Below are 23,102 nucleotides of genomic sequence, written 5' to 3'. Positions count from 1 at the left end.
CTGTTACATAGCGTTACAAAGTGCGTATCAGATGGTTGCAGACCTGCTCCATTCCCTTGGCCTTGCATGAACCGGCCTGCCTCGGCGGCCTTTTTCCATGGGGATGGAATGGCACGTTTTGCCCATATCGTACCGATCGCGTTGCTGCTGCTTCCGGCCTGTCGGGATGAGCCGCAGGTCAGGGATGAACGGCGTGCCGTGGCCGTCCAGCGCATCGGCGCCGATGCCGGCATCGGCACAACCTATGCCGGCGAAATCCGGTCCGCCTTCGAAAGCCAGATCGGTTTCGAAGTGGCGGGCCGGATCGTCGAGCGCAGGATCGACCTTGGCAGCAGCGTCCATGCGGGCCAGACGTTGCTGCGTCTCGACAACAGCGATTATGCGCGGGCGCTGGACAGCGCGGCGGCGCAGAGCGGTTCGGCCCGGACCGCCGCCGCCGTGCAGCAGGCTGATCTGGCGCGGTCGCGCGAATTGCTGAAGCAGGGCTTCATTTCCCCCGCAGAGTTCGATCAGCAGAAGGCGGCGGCCGTTCAGGCGCAGGCGCAGTTGCGTGCCGCCGGCGCCCAGAGCGGAACGGCATCGGCGCAGCTGGGCCGCACCGTCCTCACGGCGCCGCGCGCCGGCGTCGTCACGCAGATTCAGGGTGAGGTTGGTCAGGTCGTGGGCGCGGGACAGGCGATCGTGACGCTGGCCGACCCGTCCCGGCCGGAAATCGCGGTGGCGCTCCCGGAAGGCAGTCTGGACCGGGTCCGGTCCGCCTCACGATTGAGCGTGAGCGTGTGGAGCAGCCCGGGCCGGCATTATGCCGCCAGACTGCGCAGCATATCGGGCGCTGCCGATCCCGCGACGCGGACCTTTGCGGCACGCCTGTCCGTCGATGCGCCGGCACAGGCGCTGCTGATGGGCGAAACCGCCGAATTGCGGGTCGAAGGCGATGCCGGCGATGCCGCCGTCCGCGTGCCGCTGACCGCCGTGCTGCAATCCAACGGACGCGCGCAGGCTTGGGTACTCGACCGGCGAACGATGGTGGTGCAGCCGCGCGCCGTGCAGATCGGCGCGGCGCAGGGCGACATGCTGACCATCCGGTCCGGCCTGAAACCGGGCGAGACCATCGTCACGGCCGGGGTGCATCTGCTGCGTGCGGGCGAGAAGGTTCGTATCGTGCAGGTGCCGCAGTCATGAGCATCGACATGAAGGGCATGAACCTGTCCCGCTGGGCGCTCACCCATCAGCAGATGGTCGGCTTCCTGCTGGTGCTGGCGGCCGTTGCGGGCCTGTTTTCCTACATGGCGCTGGGGCGCAAGGAAGACCCCGAATTCACCGTCAAGACGATGATGATTACCGTCGGCTGGCCCGGCGCGACGGCGCAGCAGATGTCGCAACAGGTGATCAAGCCGATCGAGACGGTGTTGACCGAGAATATCGCCGAGATCGATTATGTGAAGAGCAAGGCCCGACCGGGTCAGGCGACGCTCAACGTCACGCTCATATCGACGGTCAAGAGCAGCGCCGTCCCCGATATCTGGTATCGCATCCGCAAGACCGTGACCGACAATCGCGCGGACCTGCCCGACGGGGTCGTCGGACCGGCCTTCAATGACGAATTCGGCACGACCTACGGCAATATCTATGCCGTCACGGGCGACGGCTTTTCCTATCCGGTGCTCAAACGCTATGCCGAGACGCTGCGGGACCGTATCCAGGCGCTGCCCGATGTCGCCAAGACGCAGATCATCGGCGCGCAGGATGAAGCTATCTATGTCACCTATGACAGTGCGCGTCTCGCCATGTCGGGCATTTCTGCGCAGGCGATAGCCGACGCGCTCGACACGACCAACGCGGTCGCTGCATCAGGGATCGTAGAGGCCGGCGCGGAACGTGTGCGGATGCAGGTGACGGGCGATTTCGCATCGGTGGAGGCCATTGCCGCAACGCCGATCGTCGCCAATGGCAAGAGCGTTCGGCTCGACGCCATAGCCAGGGTCGAACGCAAGCCGGTCGATCCTGCGACGTTCAGGATGCGTTTTGGAGCGAAGGATGCGGTCGGTGTGGGCATCAGCCTGCGGTCGGACGGTGACGTTGCGCGTCTCGGCGAGGATCTGAAGCGCACGATCGCTGCCCTCCAGTCCGAAATGCCGGTCGGCGTGGGCATTCATACCGTGTCCGACCAGACCCATGTTGTCGACGAATCCGTCGGCGAATTCACGACATCGCTGATCGAGGCGATCGTCATCGTGCTGGCGGTGAATTTCCTGTCGCTGGGCTGGCGGCCGGGCATCGTGGTGGCGCTGTGCATCCCGCTGGTGCTGGCGATGACGTTCCTGTGCATGTTGTATATGGGCATCGACCTTCAGCGCATTTCGCTGGGCGCACTCATCATTGCGCTGGGTCTGCTGGTTGATGACGCGATCATCGTGGTCGAGGCGGTGGCGACGCATCTGGAGGCGGGATGGACCCGGACGCGGGCGGCCGTCAGCGCCTATAGCGTGACCGCGGTGCCGATGCTGGTCGGCACGCTCATCACCGTCGCCGGTTTCCTGCCGATCGCCATGTCGAAGGCGACAGCCAGCGAATATGTGATCTCGCTGTTTCAGGTGATCGCCATTTCGCTGGTCCTGTCGTGGATCGTCGCGGTCATTTTCACGCCGTTCATCGCCTATCATCTGCTGCCCCAGCGCGCGGATGCGCGTGACGACGCGGGAGAGCCCGAAGAACAATATGAAGGCCGCTTCTACGGCTGGTTCCGGCGCGTGCTCGACCGCTGCCTCGACCGGCGCAAGACGGTGGTGGCGGTCGCGCTCGCCATGTTCGTGGGGTCGATGCTGCTGTTCCAGATCGGCGTGCCCCGTCAATTCTTTCCCGCGTCCGACCGACCCGAACTGGTGATCGACCTTCAGCTGTCGCAAAATGCAAGCTTCGCCCAGACGCAGGCGGTTGCCGCCCGCATGGAAAAGCTGCTGGCGTGCGATGACCGGGTGACGTCCACCACTGCCTATGTCGGTGGCGGGTCGCCGCGCTTCTACCTGCCGCTCAATGTCCAGACGCCCGATATCACGCTGGCCGAACTCGTGCTCCAGACCAGGGATGAGGAGGCGCGCGAAGGCGTGATCGCCAGCATCCAGAGCCTGTTCGCCACGCATTTCCCCGAAGCGCGCGGCCGTGTCAGCCGTCTGGAAAATGGCCCGTCGGTCGGCCAGCCCGTGCAGTATCGTGTGGCGGGACCGGACCTTGCGCAGATCATGCCGGTCGCGAAGAAGCTGGAGGAATTGATCCGTGCGGACAGTCACGCGCGCGACGTGAACAGCGATCTGGGCGAACCGCTCAAGGCCATTCGGGTCGACCTGGATCAGGATAAGGTTCGCGCGCTCGGCCTGTCGACGCAGGCGGTGCAGCAATCGTTGCAGGCGGCGATTGGCGGGGCGGGTACCACCAGCTTTCGGGATCGCGATCTGGCCCTCGACGTGGTGCTTCGCCTGAGCGCGGCTGAGCGGACCGACCTTGGCCGCATCGCCAACCTGCCGATATCGACGCCCAATGGCGCGGTGCCGCTGGCCCAGCTTGGCCATGTATCGGCGGGCAGCGAACCGGCCGTGATCTACCAGCGCAACCGTCAGCCGACCATCACCATCTCCGCCGATGTCGAAGGCGAGCAGGCAAGCGACCTGACGAAGCGGATCGAACCACAGATCGCGGCGCTGCGCCGCGATCTTCCGTCCGGCGCCTCCATCGTCAAGGGCGGGTCGGAAGAACAGAGCAGCATCAACCAGAAGGCGACCATGGCCGCCGTGCCCTTCGCCATCTTCGTGATCGTCATCCTGCTGATGCTCCAGCTCCAGAATGTGAAGCGGATGCTGGTGGTGCTGGCGACCGGGCCGCTGGCGCTGATCGGCGTGGCGCTCATCATGGCCCTGTTCCGCATCCCCTTCGGCTTCGTCGCCATGCTGGGATCGCTGGCGCTGTTCGGCATGGTGCTGCGCAATTCGGTCATCCTGATCGCGCAGATCGACACCTTGTCGGGCCATGGCCTGGCGATGCGGGAGGCCGTGCGCGAAGCCGCCGTCCATCGTCTGCGCCCGATCCTGCTGACCGCGCTCGCCGCCATCCTCGCCATGATCCCGCTCACCCGGTCGACCTTCTGGGGGCCGATGGCTTGGGCGATCATGGGCGGCCTGATGGTCGCCACTATCCTTACCCTCATCGTCCTGCCCGCGCTCTACGAGCTGGTCTTCGACCGCCCGCAGCATCGCGCCGACAGCCAGGAGATTTCCGCATGAAACGCCTTTTCCTCTGTACCGCAGCGGCCATGCTCGCGCCGCCCGCCCATGCGACCGACCTCATGGAAGCATGGCAAGCAGCGGCGGCGCATGATCCCGATCATCTGGGCGCGCAGGCTGAGCGCGACGCGGGGCAGGAGGCCGCCGTTCAGGCGCGGGCGCTCAAGCGGCCCAGCGTACAGCTTCAGGGCGGATACCAATATAATGTCACAGAAACCAACGCCCGTTTCCCGGAAGAACTGGACCCGGTCTTTACCGGAAGCCGATCGAGCGGCCGGGCGACCGTTGGCGTGCAGGCGGTTCAGCCTTTGTATGATGCATCTAAACATGCACAGTCGATCCAGCTGCGCGAAAAGGCGGCAGGCGCCGATGTGCAGTTTGCCGGCGAGCAGCAGCAACTCATCCTTCGTGTATCGCAGGCCTATTTCAAGGTGCTGGCGGCCGAGGACAGGCTAAGCTCCTATCAGGCGCAGGTCGATGCGGCGGAACAGCAACGCCGCGGCGCGCAGGCGCGTTTCGATGCCGGGCGCGCGCGCATCACTGACGTGCGCGAGGCGGAGGCCCGCCGCGACGCGAGTGAAGCACAGCGCATCGGCGCCGAGGCCGAGTTGGCCTATGCCCGTGCCGATTTTTCCGAACTGACGGGCTTGCCGGCGGAAGGGTTGGACCGACCCGCCGGGAATTTCGCCGCGCCGTTGCCGCTCGTGACGCTGGAAGCATCCATCGAGCAGGCGGAGCGTCAGTCGCCGCTGGTGAAGGCGGCCGAGCATCAGGCAAAGGCCGCAGGAGCCGATATCGACCGCTACGGCCTTGCGGGACGCCCCGTCGTCGAAGGCGTCGCCGGTTATCAGGGCCAGTATCGGCTGGGCGGGGAAGGGGGCAATGGCATCATTCCCGACCGCATCCAGTCGGCGTCGGCCGGGCTGCGTATCACCATTCCGCTCTATGCCGGTGGGGCGATTCAGTCGAAGGAACGGGAAGCCCGCGCCAACGCCGTCAAGGCCGAGCGCGCCCTGGATGCCGCGCGGCGGGATGCTCGTCTTCAGGCGCAGCAGGCCTGGCATGCCGTATCGACCGGCGCGCGCCGCATAGCTGCCCTGAACACCGCAAACCGGTCGGCCGGCTTGCAGCAGGATGCGGCCAATACCGGGCGAGAGGTCGGCATCCGCACGCAGGATGATGTCCTGAATGCGCAGAGCCAGAGCTTTTCGACCGACCGCGACCGGCGTCAGGCCATATATGATTATATGACGGCCCGGCTCCAGCTCGCTGCCGCGACTGGCGATCTGGGCGATGAGACGCTGGCCGGAGTGAATGCGCTGATGAAATGATCGCCGCCTGACGATCAGGCGGCGATCAGGCCGGTCGAAGCGACGGCACGCTTCACCGGCTCGCCGCTGTCGATGTTAAAGGCCATGTCTATCATGATGTGCAGCGACCTGATGGCATGGCGGAAAGCGCTCGCCAGCGCGACGCTGCATTCGTGGACCAATTGGCGCTCGCGCCCTTCGATCATGTCGAGCAGTCGCCATTCATCCTCCGACAGGGCCAGGCCGGTACCGCAGCGAAACGGATGCCCCAGTACGAGTTCGGATAGCCTCATCAGGCTGTCGCAGGCGGGGGCCAGCTGTCCGCAGCCATGGCGGGCGAGCTTGCGGTAGAGATGCGGCTGGGCAGGGATGTGCAGGTGCCGCGCCCGACGCCACTGACGGGCGGCGGTCAGCACCAGCTGCTGTTGAATGCTGAAGGAAAATGTCGCAGCCATGGGCTGTCCTTTCGGGGCAAGATCATCTTATCGGGGCATGTGGGTCACGCGCTGTATGGTGTGTGCCGCACTGGAGCCCGACCATCGGATCGAAAATCGATAGCGGCATGGCGGCATGAGCAGTGCGATGTGGTGGCTGCGCTTGTGTCCGATGAGATGCAGTAACGGGAAATAGCTCATTGGCAGCGCATCTCCGTTTCCGCGGCCAGGGGATTGACCTGATGCTGGCTCAGAAATTGATAAAGGCCGCAAAGCAGCGCCTGTGCGGTCGGAATCGGCATGCCGATCCGGCCGACGATGACACGTTCCAGGCTGGGATCGGGGCGGCCATGGTCGGCCCTTGGATTTTCCAGCGTGACCGTTACGATGCCGTTGAGCAGTGACAGGCCAGTCAGGCCGCCAGCCAATATTTCCGGTGCGAACATATTGTCGACCAGCGGAATTTCGGGAAGCGGCGGCTGGATGGGGGGATGCATCTTCATTGCGGGAACCTTGCTGGCAAGAGGGGGAGGGTCAGCCCTTGTCGGATGGCCAGGGCCAGCCGGACGCGCGGTAAAATTGCCGCGTTTGCTTGACGATGAGAGCAGCGGATCGCTTGGCGCCTCTGTGCAGCCCGCTGCGGCTTCCCATCAGCAGGCCGACGCCACCACCGATGGCAAGGCGCGACAATTCGCCGGTGGCGGCCGCCACAGCGCCCGGCACGATCAGGCCGGGCTTGCGCCCATCCTTGGCGGTGGCGGAAAAGGACATGGCCGGGCCGGCTTGTCCGGCGATGTCGAACGAGGCTTTGGTGAGCAGGGCTGATCGACCCGCGCCGAAGCCGATCAGTAACCGTTCGGCACTGTTGCCGGGATCGGCCCGGACGATCTGGACTCTTACCGTGGCTCCGCCGGGAGAGGGCTGCCCGTCCGTCGTGACGGAGGCGGGGAGGCCAGCCTTGCGATAGGCCTTGACGAGTTCGGCCAGCAGACGATGTGCGGCCCTGCCCGCATCGGGATCGGACCGGATGTCCGGCGCCAGCGTCACCCGCACCCCAATGGCGCCGGGTATCTGCTGCGACCGCGCGGGCGCCATGCTGAGGTCATGGACGGCTGTGCCGGCGCACGCTGGCAACAACAGCAGGGCGCCGACCAGCGGTATCGCCGCTGCGCGCATCCGGCCGCTTCCCGCCATGGTCATTCGCCGCCACCTTCGCCGGCAAGGTCGACAGGCAATGCCTGGACGCCGGGCGCGTCCGCCCTTGCCGCCGCGGGCACGGGCGCAGGCACGCCGATGCCCGAGCGCGTCAGGCGAAATCCGAAGGCATAGACCCTGCCGTCAAAGGCGACATTGACCCTGATATCTGCCGGATGGCCGGCGTCCCGATCGATCGGCAGGATGACCATGCCACCAAAGCTGCTGCCGGGGTCGATCGTGGTCGTCTGTAAAATCTCGGTTCCCAACTGGTCCAGCGTGTAGTCGAGCTTTCGGTCGATGCCGCCGATTACCATCGCGCCGCCTGCGACCGCGGCCGTCGCGCCGATCACGCCGGGCGTATCGTCCTGCCAGTGAATGGCCTGGGTGAAGCCGCCGCGCGGGCCACGGACATGGCGATAATAGCTGCCCTGGTTCGATGCGGTGGATGCGACGCCTGCCAGCACGCCGGCGAACAGCGCAGTACCGATCTTCGCCTGACGTGCCTTCCGCTCGGCTGCTTCCGCCAGTTGCGCATAGGTGGGAACGGGTGTTGGAATGCCGTTCACGACAGCGGTGATATTTTCCATCCCCAGATTGGCGGGGCGGCCGTCATGGTTGAAGATGGCAATGGAAAAGGCGGCGCGTCCGTCTTCCACCGGCAGGGGCCGAATTTCGACGGTAGCCGTCGGTGATTTCAGGGAAATGGTCGCGCTGCCATGCTGATAGCGCGCCGTTTCCGCGCCAATCTGCTGTGGATAGAGCGTCATGGCCGGGGCAGCATTGGCGATAGTCGACACGCTGGCGAGCAATGCGGTCGCGACCGCGATCGGATAATGGTTCATGGTGAAGCCTTTCGAACAAGAAGACGCGGTGCGGATCCGGGGGCGAGGATCCGCACCGCGTCGGCGCTGGCCGTCCAGGGGGAGGAGCAAGGGACAACGGCCAGCGCAAAGGGGAAATTGCGGTATGCAATCAAGGGGACGGATCTGGCCGCAGGATGATCCGTGTCCAGCATCGCTCATCCTGCCGCATAACCGCCTCCTTGATGTCTGAGGCTGTTATCGGCTCGTCAGGCAACAGGAGTTGGCGACGATTGTAAATCTTTGTGACGCCCGGTCGGCTTTGGTGATGCGCAGGGTGCTGGCCGAGTTGGGTATCGCCATCTCGGTTGGGATCTTGATGGCACTTCAGATGGCAGGCGAGATCGTTGACGGGGAGTCCATGTTCGACTTACCGCACGCAGTGGACATCGTTGTCATGCTGGGAGGGCAGGGGTGCGCGTGCCGTCCGCGTCGACGACCGTGACATAGAACTGAGTGATCCAGGTGAACCGGTCGTTCCAGTTGCCCTTTAAAAGCAGAACCTCATTGCCGCTGCTCGCCGCATCGAAGGTGCTGGCGACCCGGAACATTCAATGTGCGACCGTGACGGTCAATCCGTGGCAGAGAAGCCCTTGCTTCAGGCGCAGGGACATATCTTCGATTTCACGATCCATCGATGGCGGCGGCCTTTTCTTGCCGATCATCTAGTAACAGTCTGAGTTGAGGCAATCATCTTGGTGAAGGTCGACCCTGGAGAGCTGCACCGGATCCTCCATCGCGACGCATCGATCAAACGCCATACCGGTGTCGCAGCGATTGTAATCCCTTGCTGGGCGGCCACGAAGGTTCGCAACGAGCAAACGGCAGGTTCCGAAATAAGCTGCCGTTAGAAGCCCGAGCGGTGAACGACGCATTTTGGTCGACACTTGCCGGATTAGCGTACGGTCTGCACGTGGGAAGCGAAATTTGGACGCTGAGCGGCTGGAAAGGGTCGGTTGTGATGCATCCGACCACCCGGCCGTGGGATCATTCCGCCGTCCCAACTGGCTTGGCCCAACGACAGCTTTTCATATCATCTGGCGTTCGCAGTCCGCCCTGCGAAGCCGGCCTCCCGTAAACGCGGCGCGGGGAAATATCGGTCGCGGCAAGGCAAAATTCCTGGCGCTAGCTAGGTCTCACATCCTTGATCGGGGAAAAATGAGCGCATCCATGGAGAAGATGCCGCCGCCACGGGCGACAAGGGGAAGCAGGATCGCGGCCCAGCTGAGATGGGTCGGCCATGCTTCGGGATAGACAAATGTCTGGATAACCAGGGTCATGCCCAGCAGGGCGAGCGCCGAAAGCCGCGTGAACAGGCCTAGCAACAGCAATATCGGGAAGAGATGCTCCGCCCAGGTCGCCACTGTTGCAGCAAGGTCGGGGGGGACGATCGGCAGGGCATATTCGGTGCGGAACAGCTCATATGTGCTGTCGGTGATAGTGATGATGCCATTCACCTTCGTGCGTCCCGACAGGAAAAATATCGCGGCAATGCCCAAACGGGCGACCAGCAGTAGCAGCGCATCAGGCAGCAGCGCCTCGATCCGCCGAACGAAGACATCGCGCATTTTCAGGGACAGACTCATCGTTCGTCTCCAGGAAGTGTGGCCGGGACGGAATGGCGCCCCGGCCGCCATGGTCAGGCCTTGGGGGAAAGCGCGCCGTTGCCCTTGGGCGTCTTGATCGACGTACAGGTGCCGGCCTTCACCAGTTTCCAGGCATTGCCTTGATAATCGACCTTCGACGTGCCCGCGCAGCTGGTGCCGGCACCGGCCGCGCAGTCATTCTTGCCGGCGAGCGAAACGCCGTAGCATTTCTCCATCTTGGGCTTCGTCTCCGCATGGGCGGAAGCGGCGAGCGTGGTCGCCGAAGCGATGGCGATGCTGGCGGCGAGCGCCGCATGAGTTGTACGCATAATGATGTCCTCTACGATCCAGCGCCTCTGCGCGCGGCCCGGACAGAGGGCCGGGCCGCGCGGTGATCGGGGAGGAGGCGGGAAGCCCGTGTCACATACGCGGGTTCGGGGAAGAACAAGCTGCGGTTACAATCGAACGGCGCAGAAATTTTCGTCGATGCTGTAACTGATGGCCGGTTCGGCCCGAACATGTGGGCGAGGAGATTGAATGCAGACCACAGAGGAGCATCTGCGCGCATTGATGATTGATGGGCTGGACGGTGATCCCGCCGCCCATGCGGCATTGCTGCGCCTGCTTGTTCCGCTGCTGCGGGGTTTCTATCGGCGCCGTGTTCGCGGCGCCGACGACGATGTCGAGGATATGGTGCAGGACACCCTTATTGCCGTTCACACCCGCCGCGCGACCTATGATCGCGGCCGTGCCTTCACCGCCTGGCTCTATGCAGTCGCTCGTTACAAGATGATCGACCATTTCCGCCGTGTCGGCAGGTTGCGGCCGATCGACGATCTAGAAGACTTGCTGGTCTCCGAAGAATTCGAGGCAAGCAGCATGGCGAAGCTCGACATAGACGATCTGCTGGAGCAATTGCCGCCCAAGCAGGCGCGGATGATCCGCGCAACCCGGCTGGAGGGATTGAGCGTCGCCGAAGCGGCAAGTGCGGAGGGCATAGGCGAATCCGACGTGAAGATTTCGGTGCATCGCGGGCTGAAGGCGCTGATGGTGCGGGTGCAGGGGGCAATGCGATGAACACGGACGATCTGATCCGGCATCTTGCCAGCGATACTCGCCCGGTGGCCCGAAACAGCGTCGCGCGGCGGCTGGCCATCGGTATCATCGTTGGCGGGATCGCATCAGCGCTTCTCATTCTGGCTTCGATCGGCATCCGCCCGGATCTGGGCACGGCCATGCAGGGTGCGTCCTTCTGGATGAAATGGGGATATACTTTCTCCCTGTCGATCGCCGCACTGGTGACGACGGCCCAACTCGCGCGCCCCAACAGCGGTCGATTGCGCGGATTGTGGGCGCTTGCGATACCCGTCCTGCTTCTTGCGGCGGTCGGCCTGCTCGAACTGGCGCGCACGCCCTCGTCGCAATGGCTGGCAATGTGGCTCGGCCATAGCTGGAAGAGTTGCCCCTGGCTGGTCCTGTCGCTGTCAGCCCCCATCTTCGCCGGTTTGCTATGGTCCTTCCGCAGGCTCGCCCCGACCCGGTTGCGCGCGGCCGGAGCGGCCGCTGGCCTGTCAGCGGGGGCCTTCGCGGCAACAGTTTACTGTATCCACTGCCCCGAAGTGTCGGCGATTTTCGTCCTGACCTGGTATTCGCTGGGAATATTGCTCGCGACCTTGCTCGGCATGCTGGTCGGGCCGCGGCTGCTGCGCTGGTGAAGCAGAAGCCGCCATTGCGCAGCATGTTGCCATCGGTTCGGTAAATTTCTGGCGCCTCTGTAACCGGGGGCCGCTGCAGGCCGAAAGACAGGGGCCAGATTGGCTCAACATTCTTTCGGAGAAATCATCATGCTCACCCATAACAGCGGTATCGGCATGGCTGCTTCGGCCGCCGCCATCGCGATCGTTTCAGCAGCAGCGGCACCGGCCGTGGCGCAAGACAGCGGGGATACGAAAGTCGTTCACTGCTACGGCATCAACAGCTGCAAGGGCACGTCGGACTGCAAGACCGCCAGCAACGAATGCAAGGGGCAGAATGTCTGCAAGGGGCATGGTTTCAAGGCCATGACCGTCAAGGCGTGCAAGGCCGCCGGGGGCAGCCTGACCGAGCCGAAATGACGTTTCAATGCCCGGCGTGCACAGGCGCGCCGGGCAGCCTTTATCAGCAGGAAGTTTACCCATGATCCCCTCCTTCTCCGGTTTCGGACTTGGCCTGCGCAAACAGCATTATGCCGACCTCCTGGACCATCGCATCGCGGTCGATTTTCTTGAGGTGATCTCGGAGAATTTCATGATCGACGGCGGTCGGCCGCGACATATTCTGCGCGATGTTCGCGCCCGCTACCCCGTCGCCCTGCACGGCGTATCCATGTCCATCGGCTCGGCCGACGGTCTTGATCGGGCCTATCTCACCCGGCTTCGCGCGCTGGTGGATGACGTCGATCCGCTGTTCGTGTCAGATCACCTGAGCTGGTCGCGGATCGAAGGCTTCAACTCGCACGATCTGTTGCCATTGCCCTACACGGAGGAGGCGCTCGATATCGTCTGCACCAATATCGACCAGGCGCAGGATGCGCTGGGCCGTGCGATGCTGATAGAGAACCCGTCGACCTATATTGATTTCGCTCCGGCAGACATGACCGAATGGCAGTTCATCGACGCCCTGTGCGCGCGAACCGGCTGCGGACTGCTGCTCGATATCAACAATGTGTTCGTCAGCGCTAGCAATCACGACTTCGATCCTGTCGCCTACCTCGACGGCGTGCCGCATGACCACGTGCGCCAGATTCATCTCGCCGGGCACAGCCATGGCGACCACCTGCTGATCGACACGCACGACCAGGCGGTGCCGCCGTCCGTGTGGCAGCTCTATGCGCATGTCCTGACAAAACTTGGGCCGGTCGCGACGATGATCGAACGCGACGATGCCATCCCGCCGCTGGCCGACCTGCTGGTGGAGCTTTCCACCGCGCGCGGGATTTCCGCCGGGAAGATGGAGGAAGCGGCATGAGCCTGCTGGCGCTTCAGCGCGACATGCGAGACTGGCTGCTACGGGAAGACATGGCTGCTGCCGATCGCATCGGTGCGGAGGCTGGGCCTGGCCTTGCCGTCTATCAGAATAATTACCGCACCCAGCTTGTCACCTGTCTGGAACTCAGCTTTCCGCGCTCCCGTGCGTGGATCGGTGAGGATTTGTTTCTTCATGCCGCCGTGCATCATATCGACAGCGTCCCGCCGAGCAGTTGGACATTGGACGCATATGGACGCGATTTTCCGACGACACTTGCACGGCTTCACGCTGACGATCCTGAGATAGCGGAAATCGCTGGTATCGAGCTTGCACTGGAAGAACTGTTCGTCGCAGCCGATAGTCCCGCCGTTGGGCTGGACGGTTTGGGCAATGTCGACTGGGATCGCGCGGTGTTGACGTTTTCATCGTCGATCGAACTTATGCACCTTCAAACCAATGGTTTTGTCATATGGTCGGCTCTGGTTGATCGGAAAGAACCACCCGCGCCGCAATATCTGGATATGCCCGATATGGTCATTTTGTGGCGTCAGGGCGAGCAGTGCCGCATCCGGACTATCGACGACGGCGAATTGCAGGCGCTGCTCAAATTGCGTCGTGGCATGACATTCGGCGCACTGTGCCGCGACGTCGCTTTGTCGCTCGGGGAAGAGGCAGGAATGATGCTTGTTGGACGGTGGCTGGGTCTTTGGCTTTCCGACCAAATGGTCGTTGCCATAAACGATCGCGGGCAAGCTGAGCCGCCGTGCTTATAGTCCGGTGTTAAGACCGCGTTTTGCAGATACGGCTAGCGCGGCTCTCTTTGCAGAACGACGAAAATCGGTCGCCAGTTTGCCGACAAAGCGGAAGGTTTGCATCTGGTGACCCGTATCCCGGCTCTGAGCGTCTCATAATGATGACGTGGACGGCTCTCCAACTTTCCCGCAGTCTGACCTGCGTATGAGTCGGAAGGAGAGCTCCAATGGGAACGGTCACGACGATTGGTTCAGACCTGGCGAAGAACATGTTCCAGGTGCACGGTGTGGATGCATGCCAATGGTGCAGCGGTATTGCGCCAGCGATTGACGCGCGATCGTTTGCTGAAGTTCTTCGCGAAATTGCCGTCTTGCTTGATCGGAATCGAAGCCTGGGCCTCATCACATTTCTGGGCGCGTTAGCCCATCGCTCTGGGTCATGATGTCAAGCTGATGCCCGCTTATTATGTGAAGCCGTACGTCAAACGCGGAAAGAACGATGCAGCGGACGCTGAGGCGATCTGCGAAGCAGCCGTGGAAATAATCGGTTTCACATTTTTAGATTGACCAGGCTTAGCACTGCGCCTGGTTTCATTGATCCTGATCAATATGATTTTCAGGAACGAGAGTCAGCCCTCCAGGATTATTCCGCCATATCATATGAAAGGACTGGATGTGGCTACGCAGCTCAAGGCTGACGGATCTCAATTTCTGCAACAGGAATTTCAGGAGGTGCTGAGCCGCTGGAATCGCGAACGGCTATCGCCCACTTTTCCAGAGGACATGTCAGCTAGTCGCTTCGACAATGATCGCCATATGCTTCGTCTGGAGATGGGATTTCTTGAGGAGTTGCGGCGGGAAGTCATGGTTGAGGCGCGCGAGGCGCCAACGGACCCTGATCGCTTCATCGCCTGGTTCGAGAATCTCAAGGCGAGTGGGCCTGGACAGCATGATCGTCTTTTCCCGTGGCTCGCTGAACAGGCGGACCGAGATGAGCTTCGATGGTTCCTGTCGCAGGAAGCTGCGGGCGAAGCAGGTTTCGACGATCTGGTCGCAATGACGCAAGTCAAGCTGCCGGCGCGCGCCAAGCTCGAACTGGCGCGCAATTACTGGGACGAGATGGGCCGGGGTAACGCGAAGGGCATGCATGGGCCGATGCTGGGCCAGCTGGTCGATACTCTGGACCTCGATACGCGTATCGAAAATACTGCCTGGGAAAGTCTGGCGCTCGCCAATGCCATGACGGCCATGGCCTCTTTACGTTGCTATGCTTGGCACAGCGTCGGCGCCCTGGGAGTGATCGAGCTTACCGCGCCCGATCGGTCCGCGTATACTGCCAGGGGGTTGAAGCGCGTCGGCCTGTCTGGGTCCGAACGACGCTATTTCGATCTCCATGCCGTACTCGATATCAAGCACAGCCGTGAATGGAATGATGAGGCAATCTACCCACTGGTCGCGGAAGATCCCCGCCGTGCAACCGCCATGGCGGAAGGAGCGCTGATCCGCCTGCGCTGCGGGGAGCGTTGTTTCGAGCGATATCGTGCTCATTTCGGATTGGCCTAAAAGATGAGTAACCGCATCCTGCTGGTCGAGGACGACCCTGCCGTCGCCGCCGTCATCGCTAACATATTGGAGGACGCCAACTATGCGGTAGACGGGCCTTACCAAACGCTCGCCGACGGTATCGCTGCCGTGGCTGAAGATATGCCGTCCGCTGCTGTCCTGGATATTCGGTTGAAAGATGGCGACGTCGGCCTTTTGGCAGGTGATCTTGATCTGTACGGCATCCCCTATGTCTTTTGTTCAGGCGCTCCGGACTTCGCGTTAATGCGCAAACATCCCACTGCCCCTTTGATCCTTAAACCGCTGCTTCCGACCGAACTTGAGCGCATGCTTCAAACTATGCTGCACTGAGCGCCGGCAGGCCGAACGCGAGGGATCGCCCACGGCGGCGACCGGCAGATTTTTGCCCTGGGAACTGGGCTGCAACCGGAGCGTCGAACTGAACAGATATGCTTGGCGATCGTCGCGCCTATTGGACCAGGCATCCGCGTTGTACCTTCCATTTCGTCTCGACGACGTGCCCATGGCTCAATGCCATCGACCGCTTTTCGCTAAGCTCACAGGTCGCGGTCGAAAAGACGGCATATTTCATTCCGTCGTCGATCTGCAGGCCGCCATCAACCTCTTTATCAAGGAGAATAACGAGGCCCCCCGCCCTTTCATCTGGAAGGTCGATCTGGACGAAATTATGCACGGGCACCAAATGTCGGATTCAACCCACTGGCCCAGACAGCTGGCGCTCTTCGCATCCCCTTCTTTGGTAGCCTCTCGGGGCGCTACGCCCACCCAGCTATTGACCAGCGTACCAGCCTGCCAGCGCCTTTGACCAAAATGGCCACTCCACCCCAATCCATCTCGATGGAAAAAAGCCAAAGTCGCTGCCTTCAGCGATTTCGAGCGCGCCTCGATCTGTAACGCCTTCCAGCTTTCCCGTGCCAGGGAGATGGAACCGCACTCTACGTGCCTCGGTTCTAACAAAGGGGAAAAGCGTAGGCGGGATCGGCATAGGAATGAGCGAAACAGTGACGAGCGGAAACGGCACCGCCGATGCTCAAAGGATTGAAGCGGAAGTTTTAGGCCTCGACGCAGGGACGGATCCCTTCGTAGCTGCGGTGCGCGCCACGCGCATGCCGATGATCATAACCAATCCACGTTTGCACGATAATCCGGTGGTGTTTGCGAATGACTCCTTCTGTCGGCTGACGGGTTACGAGCGCGACGAGATACTGGGTCGCAACTGCCGATTTCTGCAGGGGTCCGAAACGGATCCGACGGATGTCCAGGCGATTCATGATGCGGTGGAGGCGGTGCGCCCGATCGAGATCGACATTCGCAATTATCGCAAGTGCGGGGAGCCATTCTGGAACCGGCTCCTCCTTGCCCCCGTATTCGACGGGGCGGGAAAGCTCGCATATTTCTTCGCCAGCCAGGTCGATGTGACGCTGGAGCGCGAACGTCTTGAGGGACTCGAAAATTCGAACGCCGTCCTCATGGCCGAAATTACCAGCCGGCTCCAACGCCAGAACGAGCAGGAGCGCGAGCTCGATTTCGCCCTTCGCGCCGGAAAGTTCGGGACATGGAGTATCAATTTCGAGACCGGAGAGCTCGCCTCCTCTCCGGCGTGCCGGGCACTGTTTGGCGTAGATACGGAAAATCCGTTTACATATGATGACCGCCTGGCGGCTATTCATCCCGCCGATCGTGCGGCTAACATCGATGCGATCGACCTGACACGGCGTACGGGTGTGGACTTCGATGTGACCTACCGGATCGTCACGCCGGGGGGGGAAATCCGGTGGTTGACCTCTCGCGGTCAGCCGTTTCTCAATGCCGACGGCAAACCTGTTCGGCTTGCAGGCATATCTTCGGACGTTACGGAGCTGAGGCGCGCCGAGCGGATGCGCAATGCGCTGGTCGAACTCAGCAATGTCGTGCGCGACGTGCAGGACCCTGCAGACATCTCCTTTGCTGCATCCCGGATATTGGGCGAGGCGCTGGAGGTCAGCAGGGCGGGCTATGGCGTCATTGATCCGGCTCTTGAGACGATCACGATCGAGCGCGACTGGAATGCCGAAGGGATATCGTCCTTGGCCGGGGTGCTGCAGTTTCGGGATTATGGATCCTACATCGAGGATCTCAAGCGCGGGAAAGACGTCATTATTGCCGATGCCGACCTTGATCCGCGGTCGGTGGAGGGAGCCGATGCGCTCAAGGCCATAAGCGCGCAGGCTGTGGTCAATATGCCGCTCACTGAACAGGGCGGCCTTGTCGCATTGCTCTATCTCAATCATGCCACCGCACGCGACTGGCTCGACGACGAGATCGCTTTCGTCCGTGAAGTTGCGGAACGAACCCGAGTTGCTACCGAACGGCGACGGGCGGAAATCGAACTTCGCGAGCTGGCGGCCTCTCTGGAGCAACAGGTCGAGGAGAGAACGCGAGACCTGATAGCCGCCGAAGAGGCGCTGCGCCAATCGCAGAAAATGGAGGCTGTTGGGCAGTTGACCGGTGGACTGGCGCATGACTTCAACAACCTGCTCACCGGGATCACTGGTGGGCTTGAGATGATCCAGATTCGTCGGGCGCAGGGTCGGCATGAGGATGTGGACCGCTATGTACACGCTGCGCAAGGTGCTGCGCGGCGCGCGGCAGCGCTGACACACAGGCTGTTGGCTTTTTCCCGTCGTCAGACTCTTGCTCCAAAACCAACCTGCGTTGTCGACCTCGTGAATGGCATGGTCGACCTCGTCATGCGCACTGTGGGGCCGGCTATTGAGGTGGAGGCGGTCAACGGGGTAGGGCTTTGGCCAGTCCTTGTGGATCCGAGCCAGCTGGAAAACGCTCTTCTCAATCTGTGTATCAATGCGCGAGACGCAATGCCCGATGGCGGCAAGATAACGATCGAGACAGGAAACCGATGGCTGGATCGCCGGACTGCTGTTGAGCGAGACATGGAACCAGGGCAATATGTCTCCCTGTGTGTTTCGGATACCGGCACAGGGATGAGCAAGGAGACAATCTCCAAGGCATTTGATCCATTCTTTACGACCAAACCCATAGGGATGGGGACGGGGCTCGGCCTCTCTATGATCTATGGATTCACACGTCAGTCCGGTGGGCAGACCCGGATCTATTCGGAGCTCGGTCGCGGCTCAACGATATGTCTCTATCTTCCACGCCATCTGGGGGAAGCGGGCACTCCCGCAACACCGGAAGCCGAGCCGGCGCTGGCGCCTCAAGCACGCGAAGGCGAAACCGTTCTGGTGATTGATGACGAGCCCACTGTGCGGATGCTGGTCGTAGAGATTCTAGAAGGGCTTGGCTATGGTGCGCTCGAAGCCATAGACGGCGCGGCAGGGCTAAAAATTCTGGAGAGCGATACACGAGTGGACCTGCTTATCACTGATGTCGGCTTGCCTGGTGGAATGAACGGCAGGCAGGTGGCAGATGCAGCCCGTGTGAACAGGCCAGATCTCAAGATTCTCTTCATCACCGGTTATGCGGAAAACGCGGTATTGAGCCACGGGCATCTTGATCCCGGTATGCACGTCCTCACCAAGCCTTTTTCGATGGAGGCCATGAAGCAGCGCATCACCGATCTGCTTCACTGAGAAATTGGATGCGGAGAAAAGGGCCGATCGCACGTTTTCCGCGCTTTTCCACGCGATCGCCGCCGTTTACATTGAACTTATTCCGGCCAGATGACACTTACTCCCAGCTCGACCTCTGTGCGCAGCCGCTGAATTGCATGACGCTTGATGCACCCGCTTACTTCGCGCCGTGGGTCTTGTCGCTTGCGTCGCGATCCCCTCGAGCTTGGCCACCCACCACCCAAAGAAAGCGCCCGCGGTTGTGCCGACCGTGCCGGAGAGGATGACGAAAATGATATTGAGTTCGCCGTCAGCCGCCGAATATTCCGCAAGCGGCATGATAGCCTCGGACGGTATCGGCGGGAAAATATTCTCCAGCATCATCAAAACAGCGATCGCCCAATAAGCAAGCTGTCCAACAAGCTCGGTAATCCACTGCGTCATCGCCACGTCCTCGAATTTTGTCCTTCCCTGTGCAGGGATAGCAGGTATTGCACCATTGAGAGGGGTTGCGCCCGGGTCAGGCCAGCTTGAGCCCTTCCTGATTCATCCGACGCGCAAGATAATCGCCATCTGCCTTTTCCAAGGCCAACTTAAGCCGAGGAAAGAGATCATGCTCTTCGTCGCGCATATGAGTTTCGATGTCGCGGCGAAAATTTGCCAATTTAAGTTGGAAAGCGTCGTTATCCTTCACAAGGTCTGTAAGTTTATAAAGATATTGCTTCACATAACCATGCTCGGCATGGAGCGTGTAGGATTCCGCCAGAAGACCATGCTGGCGCATAGCGGGGTAAATTGCATTCTCCTCTTCCAGCGCATGTTTGCCCAATGCGTGCTTGAGCTGCGCTAGAAGGATGAGCCGTTTGGTGGACGTCGTACATAAGGCTCCCCCAATCTGGATGCTCGAACAGAATGAGAGGGGGAATCCAACCAACACAAGTTAGGCGGGCGGGAGCTGAACCGATTTTATCGGAACAGTCGCGTCGTTATCAGGTTGCTTACCGAGGGTTTAAGCGAACGCGCAGCGGTGGTTGACCACCTCCGGCAGGAACGCTTTGGACATCACAAAAGAATGCAGGAGACGATCATGGCAGACCTGACCGCTATTGTTGAACATATGGAAATGATCGGAGCGGATGGCGTCCACATCGGGACCGTGGACCGGCTTGAAGGTGACAGGATCAAAATGGTGAAGGCCGATAGCGGTTCTCATGGTGACCATCACCACTTCATCTCGACCGGTCTGGTTGCTGCGGTGGAAGACGATCAGGTTCGCCTTTCGGCTAATGCCGATTCCGCCATCCTGCTCGAAGAGGAACAGGATGGCGGTGCTATCATGGACGATGGCCGACAGCCTGGCGAAGGCTAAGGATTGGAGCATGACGCACACGGTAAGAAAAAGGCATGAGGACGATGTCGGGCTCATGACCGACAAGGAACTGATCGACAATTGGGAGGCAGCCTCCAGGGAGGAGATCGAAAACCCTTCTTCCTTCCTGCGAGCTGTCATCGATGCGATGGCCAAGCGGGACATCTCATCTTCATCGGATCCGCGGGTAGCGTGATGAAAAAGCCCCTGAGGCGCTGATGATGCGGTTTTGTGGAAAAGCCATGGTACCAAAGCGCATGGTACTGTGGTGAATAAAGTTATGGCATCAAACCATATCAAAATTCACAAATTATCACCCTCCCGGCACAACTGGGAATACATACTGAAAAGCAATAAAAGCAGGCGTAATGATCGTTTCGCCACAAATATTACAAATTGACGGTTTTAAACACAAATAAAACTTCTCAACTATGTTCGCTAGATGATATATCTCCGTCCCCACGCAATTGGCAATGGAGCATCCTGCCGATGGCGGGAATTTGGCTTTCTTGTATTATTCATTTTTTTGGCGGCTATTTCTGACACACATGGGCGTTGCCTGAAGACAAGATAGTCGTCAACAATAACGCTACTGTGCGTACCGACCCATCCTGCGATCAAAAGCCCTGATATGATCGAGTGTTCCGAAATTGACGTCGAAATTGGTATCCATGTCTCAATATTACGGTAGGAAACTCTCGTCCAATTAATCGGCTAATCAGTTAGCAATTGTTTCCTATTCTTTTTGTAATAATGCCCCCCGAGCACCCGGCGTGTCCTCCGACCAACGCGCACGCATCGCATATTGCTGCGCCATCTCCCAATGCAGCCGCTTGGCGAGAGGATTTGCAATTTTCTCGGCAGTGGCAAGCTCCTGAATCTCACGCCGGCGAAAGTAGGCCGCATCGTCCTGATGGTGCATCGTCGTCTCTCCTCATCTCGCCATGGAATGACTCCTGGTCACCCAGCCTTCCATTACATGGATCAATTTAAAGCTATCGCCAATTGAAGGCGTCTCGAGCCATGCATTTGATCAGAAAGCAAATTCTCGCTCTTCCTAACTTAAGTGGGAAAGTTTCTTGCGATCACAGCCGGACACGAACCCCTGTTGCCGTGTTGGGAAAAACAAAATGGAAGGAGAGCCAACATGCCACGTGGAGACAAGTCGAGCTATACGGACAAGCAAAAGCGCAAAGCGGAGCACATCGAAGAAGGCTATGAAGATCGGGGCGTAAGCCATGAGGAAGCCGAGCGCCGTGCGTGGGCAACAGTCAACAAGGAAACCGGTGGCGGCAAGAAATCCGGATCAGGACGTGGCAAGGCAGAAAACCACGATTCACCCAGAAAAGGCGGCCGCATTGGCGGATCAGATCAAAGTCATGCGAAGCGATCGCAAGCAGCGAAAAAAGGTTGGGAGACCCGACGCAAGCAGGCGAATGGCTGATGTCCATCCACAAGATGATATCGCTCCATCCAGACGTAGGGCAGGATTTTAATCCGCTTTTGGCCACCGCGGCACGCCACGCGATGTTCTGCGCTGAAATGTGTACCTCATGCGCAGACGCTTGCATGGCAGAGAAAATGGAGATGACGCAGTGCATCCGGTCATGCCTTGATTGCGCGGACGTCTGTACAGCGATGGGCCGGATCGCCGTGCGGCGCTCGGGCTTCAATATCGAAGTTGTCGGAGTGATGCTAGACAGTTGCGCCCGCATTTGTGATCTGTGCGCGGCCCAATGCGGTCGATATGAGCATGCGCATTGCAAACTTTGCGCTGACATGTGCCGCGAATGCGCGGCAGATTGCCGCGCAGCGCTTCCTACCGTCCAATGACGCCGAGCCACATGGTCCGGTAGTCGGAAAGTGACGGGACTTGCCAAGGATATCATCGACGGCTCATGCGGCTCAGTTGCTGACTTTGATCAGTAGGACCCGATAAGGCAGAGGCTGCCCCCACAATTATAATTGGCAAGACAGGAACCGAAGTTCTGAGCCAGGCCGTCAGGCGGCCTTGCCATTGACCGGATTTGGGCGGACATTTTCGTTTGCCGCCTCCATCTTGGGCAGAGTGACCGTCAAGCCGCCGTTCTTGAAAGCTGCGTTAGCGTTGTCACGGTCGATGTCCTCGGGCAGCCGGATACGGCGTTCAGAGCAGCTATCGCTGCGCTCGGGATAACCAAAGTCCTTGTTTTCAACTTGGACCGCCTCACTCCCCGGAGCGTGAGCGCACCGTCTTCAACGGTAATATCCACGTCCTTTTCGTCGAGACCCGGCAGTTTGGCCGTAGCGCGGATTTCCTTGTCGGTCTCGCCGAGCTCGACATGCGGCCAGCCGGCCGCGCGGTACAATCCAGCCAATGCGGGTACGCCGAAGGCGCGGAAGAGGCCATCGAACTGCCGGTCCACCTCGCGGTGGAGCGAGAGCATCGGGTGGGTATCGCTGTCTCGGCCGCCCTCGGCACTGACCGGGACGGGGAGCCGGTTTTCCTGCCGCCTCCAGGGAATGAGATCACGAAAAGCCATGATAGTCATCTCCTTTTGTGGCTGGAAGGGGTAGGCCTACCGGGCCGCTGGATGCGGCCCGGCAAACCCTTTGGTCGGGGATCAGGCTGCTTCGCGGACCTCATCCCTAGGTGCTTCGATCTGATCCTGGGCGGCCTTGCCCCCAGCGATCTCAATTCGGCGCGGTTTCATCGCCTCGGGCACCACGCGCCTGAGCGTGATGCTCAGCAAGCCGTTCTCGAAACGGGCATCGCCAGCTTCCACGAAATCGGCAAGCTGGAAGCGCCGCTCGAACGTACGCGTGGCGATGCCCCGGTGCAGATACTCGCCCTGGCCGTTGTCCTCGGCACCCTTGCCGGTCACGGTGAGCAGATTCTGCTGGGCCACCACTTCAATGTCCTCGGGGCGGAAACCTGCGACAGCGAGCGTGATGCGATAGCTGTCTTCGCCTTCTCTCAGAATATCAAAGGGTGGATAGCCATCGTCTTCGCGCGCGCCTGCCTCGAGCAGGTTGAACAGCCGATCAAAACCCACGGTTGAGCGTCGATACGGCGAAAAGTCAAAAGCAGTGGTTCTCATTTCCAAATCCTCCTGATTGAGCAATTCGGGCATGAGAAGCGCCGGAGAGAGCCGGCGCTCTCAATGTCCACCGGACCCAGG

General features: G+C 60.7%; 27 protein-coding genes and 2 pseudogenes. 16 read left to right on the top strand and 13 right to left on the bottom strand.

The window, feature by feature from the left end:
• The first annotated feature begins 108 nt into the window (after window positions 1-108).
• The 3 genes from ACI6S0_RS17015 to ACI6S0_RS17005 are packed head-to-tail and all read left to right on the top strand — an operon-like array spanning window position 109 to window position 5,605.
• Window positions 109-1,182 carry an efflux RND transporter periplasmic adaptor subunit gene (locus tag ACI6S0_RS17015; RefSeq protein WP_434403715.1) on the top strand — a complete coding sequence of 358 codons (1,074 nt, stop codon included), beginning with the start codon at window positions 109-111 and terminating at the stop codon, window positions 1,180-1,182.
• The gene (locus ACI6S0_RS17010; RefSeq protein ID WP_434403714.1) at window positions 1,179-4,274 is read left to right on the top strand and encodes an efflux RND transporter permease subunit; all 3,096 of its coding nucleotides are present in this window, start codon (window positions 1,179-1,181) and stop codon (window positions 4,272-4,274) included. The genes ACI6S0_RS17015 and ACI6S0_RS17010 overlap by 4 nt, the downstream gene beginning before the upstream one ends.
• On the top strand, window positions 4,271-5,605 hold the full coding sequence (locus ACI6S0_RS17005; protein ID WP_120253631.1) for a TolC family outer membrane protein: 1,335 nt from the start codon (window positions 4,271-4,273) through the stop codon (window positions 5,603-5,605). Before ACI6S0_RS17010 ends, ACI6S0_RS17005 begins: the two co-directional genes overlap by 4 nt.
• A gap of 14 nt (window positions 5,606-5,619) precedes the next feature.
• On the opposite strand, the gene ACI6S0_RS17000 is transcribed toward ACI6S0_RS17005, so the two are convergent.
• From ACI6S0_RS17000 to ACI6S0_RS16970, 7 genes are all read right to left on the bottom strand, one after another.
• Window positions 5,620-6,039 (bottom strand): hypothetical protein, encoded by a 420-nt coding sequence (locus ACI6S0_RS17000; RefSeq protein ID WP_120253630.1) that lies wholly within the window; start codon window positions 6,037-6,039, stop codon window positions 5,620-5,622.
• Between the two features lie 176 nt (window positions 6,040-6,215).
• The gene (locus ACI6S0_RS16995) at window positions 6,216-6,521 is read right to left on the bottom strand and encodes a hypothetical protein (RefSeq protein WP_051887045.1); all 306 of its coding nucleotides are present in this window, start codon (window positions 6,519-6,521) and stop codon (window positions 6,216-6,218) included.
• A gap of 31 nt (window positions 6,522-6,552) precedes the next feature.
• Window positions 6,553-7,218, bottom strand: a complete 666-nt coding sequence (locus ACI6S0_RS16990; protein ID WP_080727357.1) for a DUF4410 domain-containing protein — start codon at window positions 7,216-7,218, stop codon at window positions 6,553-6,555.
• Window positions 7,215-8,057, bottom strand: coding sequence for a hypothetical protein (locus tag ACI6S0_RS16985; protein ID WP_120253629.1), 843 nt, complete (start codon window positions 8,055-8,057; stop codon window positions 7,215-7,217). Before ACI6S0_RS16985 ends, ACI6S0_RS16990 begins: the two co-directional genes overlap by 4 nt.
• A 413-nt stretch (window positions 8,058-8,470) precedes the next feature.
• Entirely contained in the window at window positions 8,471-8,626 is a 156-nt protein-coding gene (locus tag ACI6S0_RS16980) for a hypothetical protein (protein WP_155276513.1), read from the bottom strand.
• A gap of 585 nt (window positions 8,627-9,211) precedes the next feature.
• Window positions 9,212-9,661 (bottom strand): DoxX family protein, encoded by a 450-nt coding sequence (locus ACI6S0_RS16975; RefSeq protein WP_048938959.1) that lies wholly within the window; start codon window positions 9,659-9,661, stop codon window positions 9,212-9,214.
• Between the two features lie 53 nt (window positions 9,662-9,714).
• Complete coding sequence (locus ACI6S0_RS16970) at window positions 9,715-9,990, bottom strand: BufA1 family periplasmic bufferin-type metallophore (protein WP_048938960.1); 276 nt, start codon at window positions 9,988-9,990, stop codon at window positions 9,715-9,717.
• A gap of 208 nt (window positions 9,991-10,198) precedes the next feature.
• On the opposite strand from ACI6S0_RS16970, the gene ACI6S0_RS16965 reads away from it, so the two are divergent.
• From ACI6S0_RS16965 to ACI6S0_RS16920, 10 genes and pseudogenes are all read left to right on the top strand, one after another.
• Window positions 10,199-10,738 (top strand): sigma-70 family RNA polymerase sigma factor, encoded by a 540-nt coding sequence (locus ACI6S0_RS16965; RefSeq protein WP_048938961.1) that lies wholly within the window; start codon window positions 10,199-10,201, stop codon window positions 10,736-10,738.
• Complete coding sequence (locus ACI6S0_RS16960) at window positions 10,735-11,376, top strand: DUF1109 domain-containing protein (RefSeq protein ID WP_048938962.1); 642 nt, start codon at window positions 10,735-10,737, stop codon at window positions 11,374-11,376. Before ACI6S0_RS16965 ends, ACI6S0_RS16960 begins: the two co-directional genes overlap by 4 nt.
• Window positions 11,377-11,505: 129 nt before the next feature.
• On the top strand, window positions 11,506-11,775 hold the full coding sequence (gene bufA2 / locus ACI6S0_RS16955) for a BufA2 family periplasmic bufferin-type metallophore (RefSeq protein ID WP_004208798.1): 270 nt from the start codon (window positions 11,506-11,508) through the stop codon (window positions 11,773-11,775).
• Between the two features lie 61 nt (window positions 11,776-11,836).
• Window positions 11,837-12,667, top strand: coding sequence for an MNIO family bufferin maturase (bufB, locus tag ACI6S0_RS16950; RefSeq protein ID WP_048938963.1), 831 nt, complete (start codon window positions 11,837-11,839; stop codon window positions 12,665-12,667).
• Complete coding sequence (locus ACI6S0_RS16945) at window positions 12,664-13,440, top strand: HvfC/BufC N-terminal domain-containing protein (RefSeq protein ID WP_048938964.1); 777 nt, start codon at window positions 12,664-12,666, stop codon at window positions 13,438-13,440. Before bufB ends, ACI6S0_RS16945 begins: the two co-directional genes overlap by 4 nt.
• Before the next feature lie 206 nt (window positions 13,441-13,646).
• Window positions 13,647-13,950 (top strand): annotated as a pseudogene (locus tag ACI6S0_RS16940) (IS110 family transposase); the annotation flags it as partial.
• Between the two features lie 129 nt (window positions 13,951-14,079).
• Window positions 14,080-14,982: an iron-containing redox enzyme family protein gene (locus ACI6S0_RS16935; RefSeq protein WP_048938974.1), complete on the top strand. Its 903-nt coding sequence runs from the start codon at window positions 14,080-14,082 to the stop codon at window positions 14,980-14,982.
• A 3-nt stretch (window positions 14,983-14,985) separates the two neighbouring features.
• A complete protein-coding gene (locus ACI6S0_RS16930) occupies window positions 14,986-15,333 on the top strand; it encodes a response regulator transcription factor (RefSeq protein ID WP_004208794.1) in 348 nt (115 codons plus the stop codon).
• Between the two features lie 113 nt (window positions 15,334-15,446).
• A pseudogene (locus ACI6S0_RS16925) lies at window positions 15,447-15,697 on the top strand (IS630 family transposase); the annotation flags it as partial.
• Between the two features lie 295 nt (window positions 15,698-15,992).
• Window positions 15,993-18,593 carry a GAF domain-containing hybrid sensor histidine kinase/response regulator gene (locus ACI6S0_RS16920; protein WP_048938966.1) on the top strand — a complete coding sequence of 867 codons (2,601 nt, stop codon included), beginning with the start codon at window positions 15,993-15,995 and terminating at the stop codon, window positions 18,591-18,593.
• Between the two features lie 66 nt (window positions 18,594-18,659).
• Here ACI6S0_RS16920 and ACI6S0_RS16915 read toward each other — a convergent pair whose 3' ends face one another.
• Window positions 18,660-19,016 carry a DedA family protein gene (locus ACI6S0_RS16915; RefSeq protein ID WP_199909694.1) on the bottom strand — a complete coding sequence of 119 codons (357 nt, stop codon included), beginning with the start codon at window positions 19,014-19,016 and terminating at the stop codon, window positions 18,660-18,662.
• 76 nt (window positions 19,017-19,092) lie between these two features.
• A complete protein-coding gene (locus ACI6S0_RS16910; RefSeq protein ID WP_080993684.1) occupies window positions 19,093-19,509 on the bottom strand; it encodes a hemerythrin domain-containing protein in 417 nt (138 codons plus the stop codon).
• 150 nt (window positions 19,510-19,659) lie between these two features.
• Between ACI6S0_RS16910 and ACI6S0_RS16905 the strand changes: the two genes are divergently transcribed.
• Window positions 19,660-19,941, top strand: coding sequence for a DUF2171 domain-containing protein (locus tag ACI6S0_RS16905; RefSeq protein ID WP_080993687.1), 282 nt, complete (start codon window positions 19,660-19,662; stop codon window positions 19,939-19,941).
• 10 nt (window positions 19,942-19,951) lie between these two features.
• Window positions 19,952-20,137, top strand: a complete 186-nt coding sequence (locus ACI6S0_RS16900) for a hypothetical protein (protein ID WP_037490583.1) — start codon at window positions 19,952-19,954, stop codon at window positions 20,135-20,137.
• Window positions 20,138-20,677: 540 nt separating this feature from the next.
• Here ACI6S0_RS16900 and ACI6S0_RS16895 read toward each other — a convergent pair.
• Entirely contained in the window at window positions 20,678-20,863 is a 186-nt protein-coding gene (locus tag ACI6S0_RS16895; protein ID WP_048938969.1) for a hypothetical protein, read from the bottom strand.
• A 225-nt stretch (window positions 20,864-21,088) separates the two neighbouring features.
• On the opposite strand from ACI6S0_RS16895, the gene ACI6S0_RS16890 reads away from it, so the two are divergent.
• Complete coding sequence (locus tag ACI6S0_RS16890; protein WP_107917549.1) at window positions 21,089-21,385, top strand: plasmid stabilization protein; 297 nt, start codon at window positions 21,089-21,091, stop codon at window positions 21,383-21,385.
• A 557-nt stretch (window positions 21,386-21,942) separates the two neighbouring features.
• Here the strand turns inward: ACI6S0_RS16890 and ACI6S0_RS16885 are convergent.
• The 3 genes from ACI6S0_RS16885 to ACI6S0_RS16875 all read right to left on the bottom strand — a co-directional run bounded on the left by ACI6S0_RS16885 (window position 21,943) and on the right by ACI6S0_RS16875 (window position 23,021).
• Entirely contained in the window at window positions 21,943-22,080 is a 138-nt protein-coding gene (locus ACI6S0_RS16885) for an Hsp20 family protein (protein WP_434405959.1), read from the bottom strand.
• The gene (locus ACI6S0_RS16880; protein WP_434403713.1) at window positions 22,017-22,463 is read right to left on the bottom strand and encodes an Hsp20/alpha crystallin family protein; all 447 of its coding nucleotides are present in this window, start codon (window positions 22,461-22,463) and stop codon (window positions 22,017-22,019) included. Before ACI6S0_RS16880 ends, ACI6S0_RS16885 begins: the two co-directional genes overlap by 64 nt.
• An 81-nt stretch (window positions 22,464-22,544) precedes the next feature.
• Entirely contained in the window at window positions 22,545-23,021 is a 477-nt protein-coding gene (locus ACI6S0_RS16875; protein WP_063141738.1) for an Hsp20 family protein, read from the bottom strand.
• Between the last annotated feature and the right edge of the window lie 81 nt (window positions 23,022-23,102).

Origin of the sequence: Sphingobium sp. DN12, from assembly GCF_051058005.1 — a bacterium.
Taxonomy (GTDB): Bacteria; Pseudomonadota; Alphaproteobacteria; order Sphingomonadales; family Sphingomonadaceae; genus Sphingobium; species Sphingobium yanoikuyae.
Note: the sequence above shows the minus strand (reverse complement) of the source record. Positions and strands in the feature narration are given on the sequence as shown.

Bases quoted from the DNA above. Each gene is read 5' to 3' on its own strand.
- ACI6S0_RS17015 (WP_434403715.1), top strand. From the start codon at position 109: ATGGCACGTTTTGCCCATATCGTACCGATCGCGTTGCTGCTGCTTCCG.
- ACI6S0_RS17010 (WP_434403714.1), top strand. From the start codon at position 1,179: ATGAGCATCGACATGAAGGGCATGAACCTGTCCCGCTGGGCGCTCACC.
- ACI6S0_RS17005 (WP_120253631.1), top strand. From the start codon at position 4,271: ATGAAACGCCTTTTCCTCTGTACCGCAGCGGCCATGCTCGCGCCGCCC.
- ACI6S0_RS17000 (WP_120253630.1), bottom strand. From the start codon at position 6,039: ATGGCTGCGACATTTTCCTTCAGCATTCAACAGCAGCTGGTGCTGACC.
- ACI6S0_RS16995 (WP_051887045.1), bottom strand. From the start codon at position 6,521: ATGAAGATGCATCCCCCCATCCAGCCGCCGCTTCCCGAAATTCCGCTG.
- ACI6S0_RS16990 (WP_080727357.1), bottom strand. From the start codon at position 7,218: ATGACCATGGCGGGAAGCGGCCGGATGCGCGCAGCGGCGATACCGCTG.
- ACI6S0_RS16985 (WP_120253629.1), bottom strand. From the start codon at position 8,057: ATGAACCATTATCCGATCGCGGTCGCGACCGCATTGCTCGCCAGCGTG.
- ACI6S0_RS16980 (WP_155276513.1), bottom strand. From the start codon at position 8,626: ATGTTCCGGGTCGCCAGCACCTTCGATGCGGCGAGCAGCGGCAATGAG.
- ACI6S0_RS16975 (WP_048938959.1), bottom strand. From the start codon at position 9,661: ATGAGTCTGTCCCTGAAAATGCGCGATGTCTTCGTTCGGCGGATCGAG.
- ACI6S0_RS16970 (WP_048938960.1), bottom strand. From the start codon at position 9,990: ATGCGTACAACTCATGCGGCGCTCGCCGCCAGCATCGCCATCGCTTCG.
- ACI6S0_RS16965 (WP_048938961.1), top strand. From the start codon at position 10,199: ATGCAGACCACAGAGGAGCATCTGCGCGCATTGATGATTGATGGGCTG.
- ACI6S0_RS16960 (WP_048938962.1), top strand. From the start codon at position 10,735: ATGAACACGGACGATCTGATCCGGCATCTTGCCAGCGATACTCGCCCG.
- bufA2 (WP_004208798.1), top strand. From the start codon at position 11,506: ATGCTCACCCATAACAGCGGTATCGGCATGGCTGCTTCGGCCGCCGCC.
- bufB (WP_048938963.1), top strand. From the start codon at position 11,837: ATGATCCCCTCCTTCTCCGGTTTCGGACTTGGCCTGCGCAAACAGCAT.
- ACI6S0_RS16945 (WP_048938964.1), top strand. From the start codon at position 12,664: ATGAGCCTGCTGGCGCTTCAGCGCGACATGCGAGACTGGCTGCTACGG.
- ACI6S0_RS16935 (WP_048938974.1), top strand. From the start codon at position 14,080: ATGAAAGGACTGGATGTGGCTACGCAGCTCAAGGCTGACGGATCTCAA.
- ACI6S0_RS16930 (WP_004208794.1), top strand. From the start codon at position 14,986: ATGAGTAACCGCATCCTGCTGGTCGAGGACGACCCTGCCGTCGCCGCC.
- ACI6S0_RS16920 (WP_048938966.1), top strand. From the start codon at position 15,993: ATGAGCGAAACAGTGACGAGCGGAAACGGCACCGCCGATGCTCAAAGG.
- ACI6S0_RS16915 (WP_199909694.1), bottom strand. From the start codon at position 19,016: ATGACGCAGTGGATTACCGAGCTTGTTGGACAGCTTGCTTATTGGGCG.
- ACI6S0_RS16905 (WP_080993687.1), top strand. From the start codon at position 19,660: ATGGCAGACCTGACCGCTATTGTTGAACATATGGAAATGATCGGAGCG.
- ACI6S0_RS16900 (WP_037490583.1), top strand. From the start codon at position 19,952: ATGACGCACACGGTAAGAAAAAGGCATGAGGACGATGTCGGGCTCATG.
- ACI6S0_RS16895 (WP_048938969.1), bottom strand. From the start codon at position 20,863: ATGCACCATCAGGACGATGCGGCCTACTTTCGCCGGCGTGAGATTCAG.
- ACI6S0_RS16890 (WP_107917549.1), top strand. From the start codon at position 21,089: ATGCCACGTGGAGACAAGTCGAGCTATACGGACAAGCAAAAGCGCAAA.
- ACI6S0_RS16880 (WP_434403713.1), bottom strand. From the start codon at position 22,463: ATGGCTTTTCGTGATCTCATTCCCTGGAGGCGGCAGGAAAACCGGCTC.
- ACI6S0_RS16875 (WP_063141738.1), bottom strand. From the start codon at position 23,021: ATGAGAACCACTGCTTTTGACTTTTCGCCGTATCGACGCTCAACCGTG.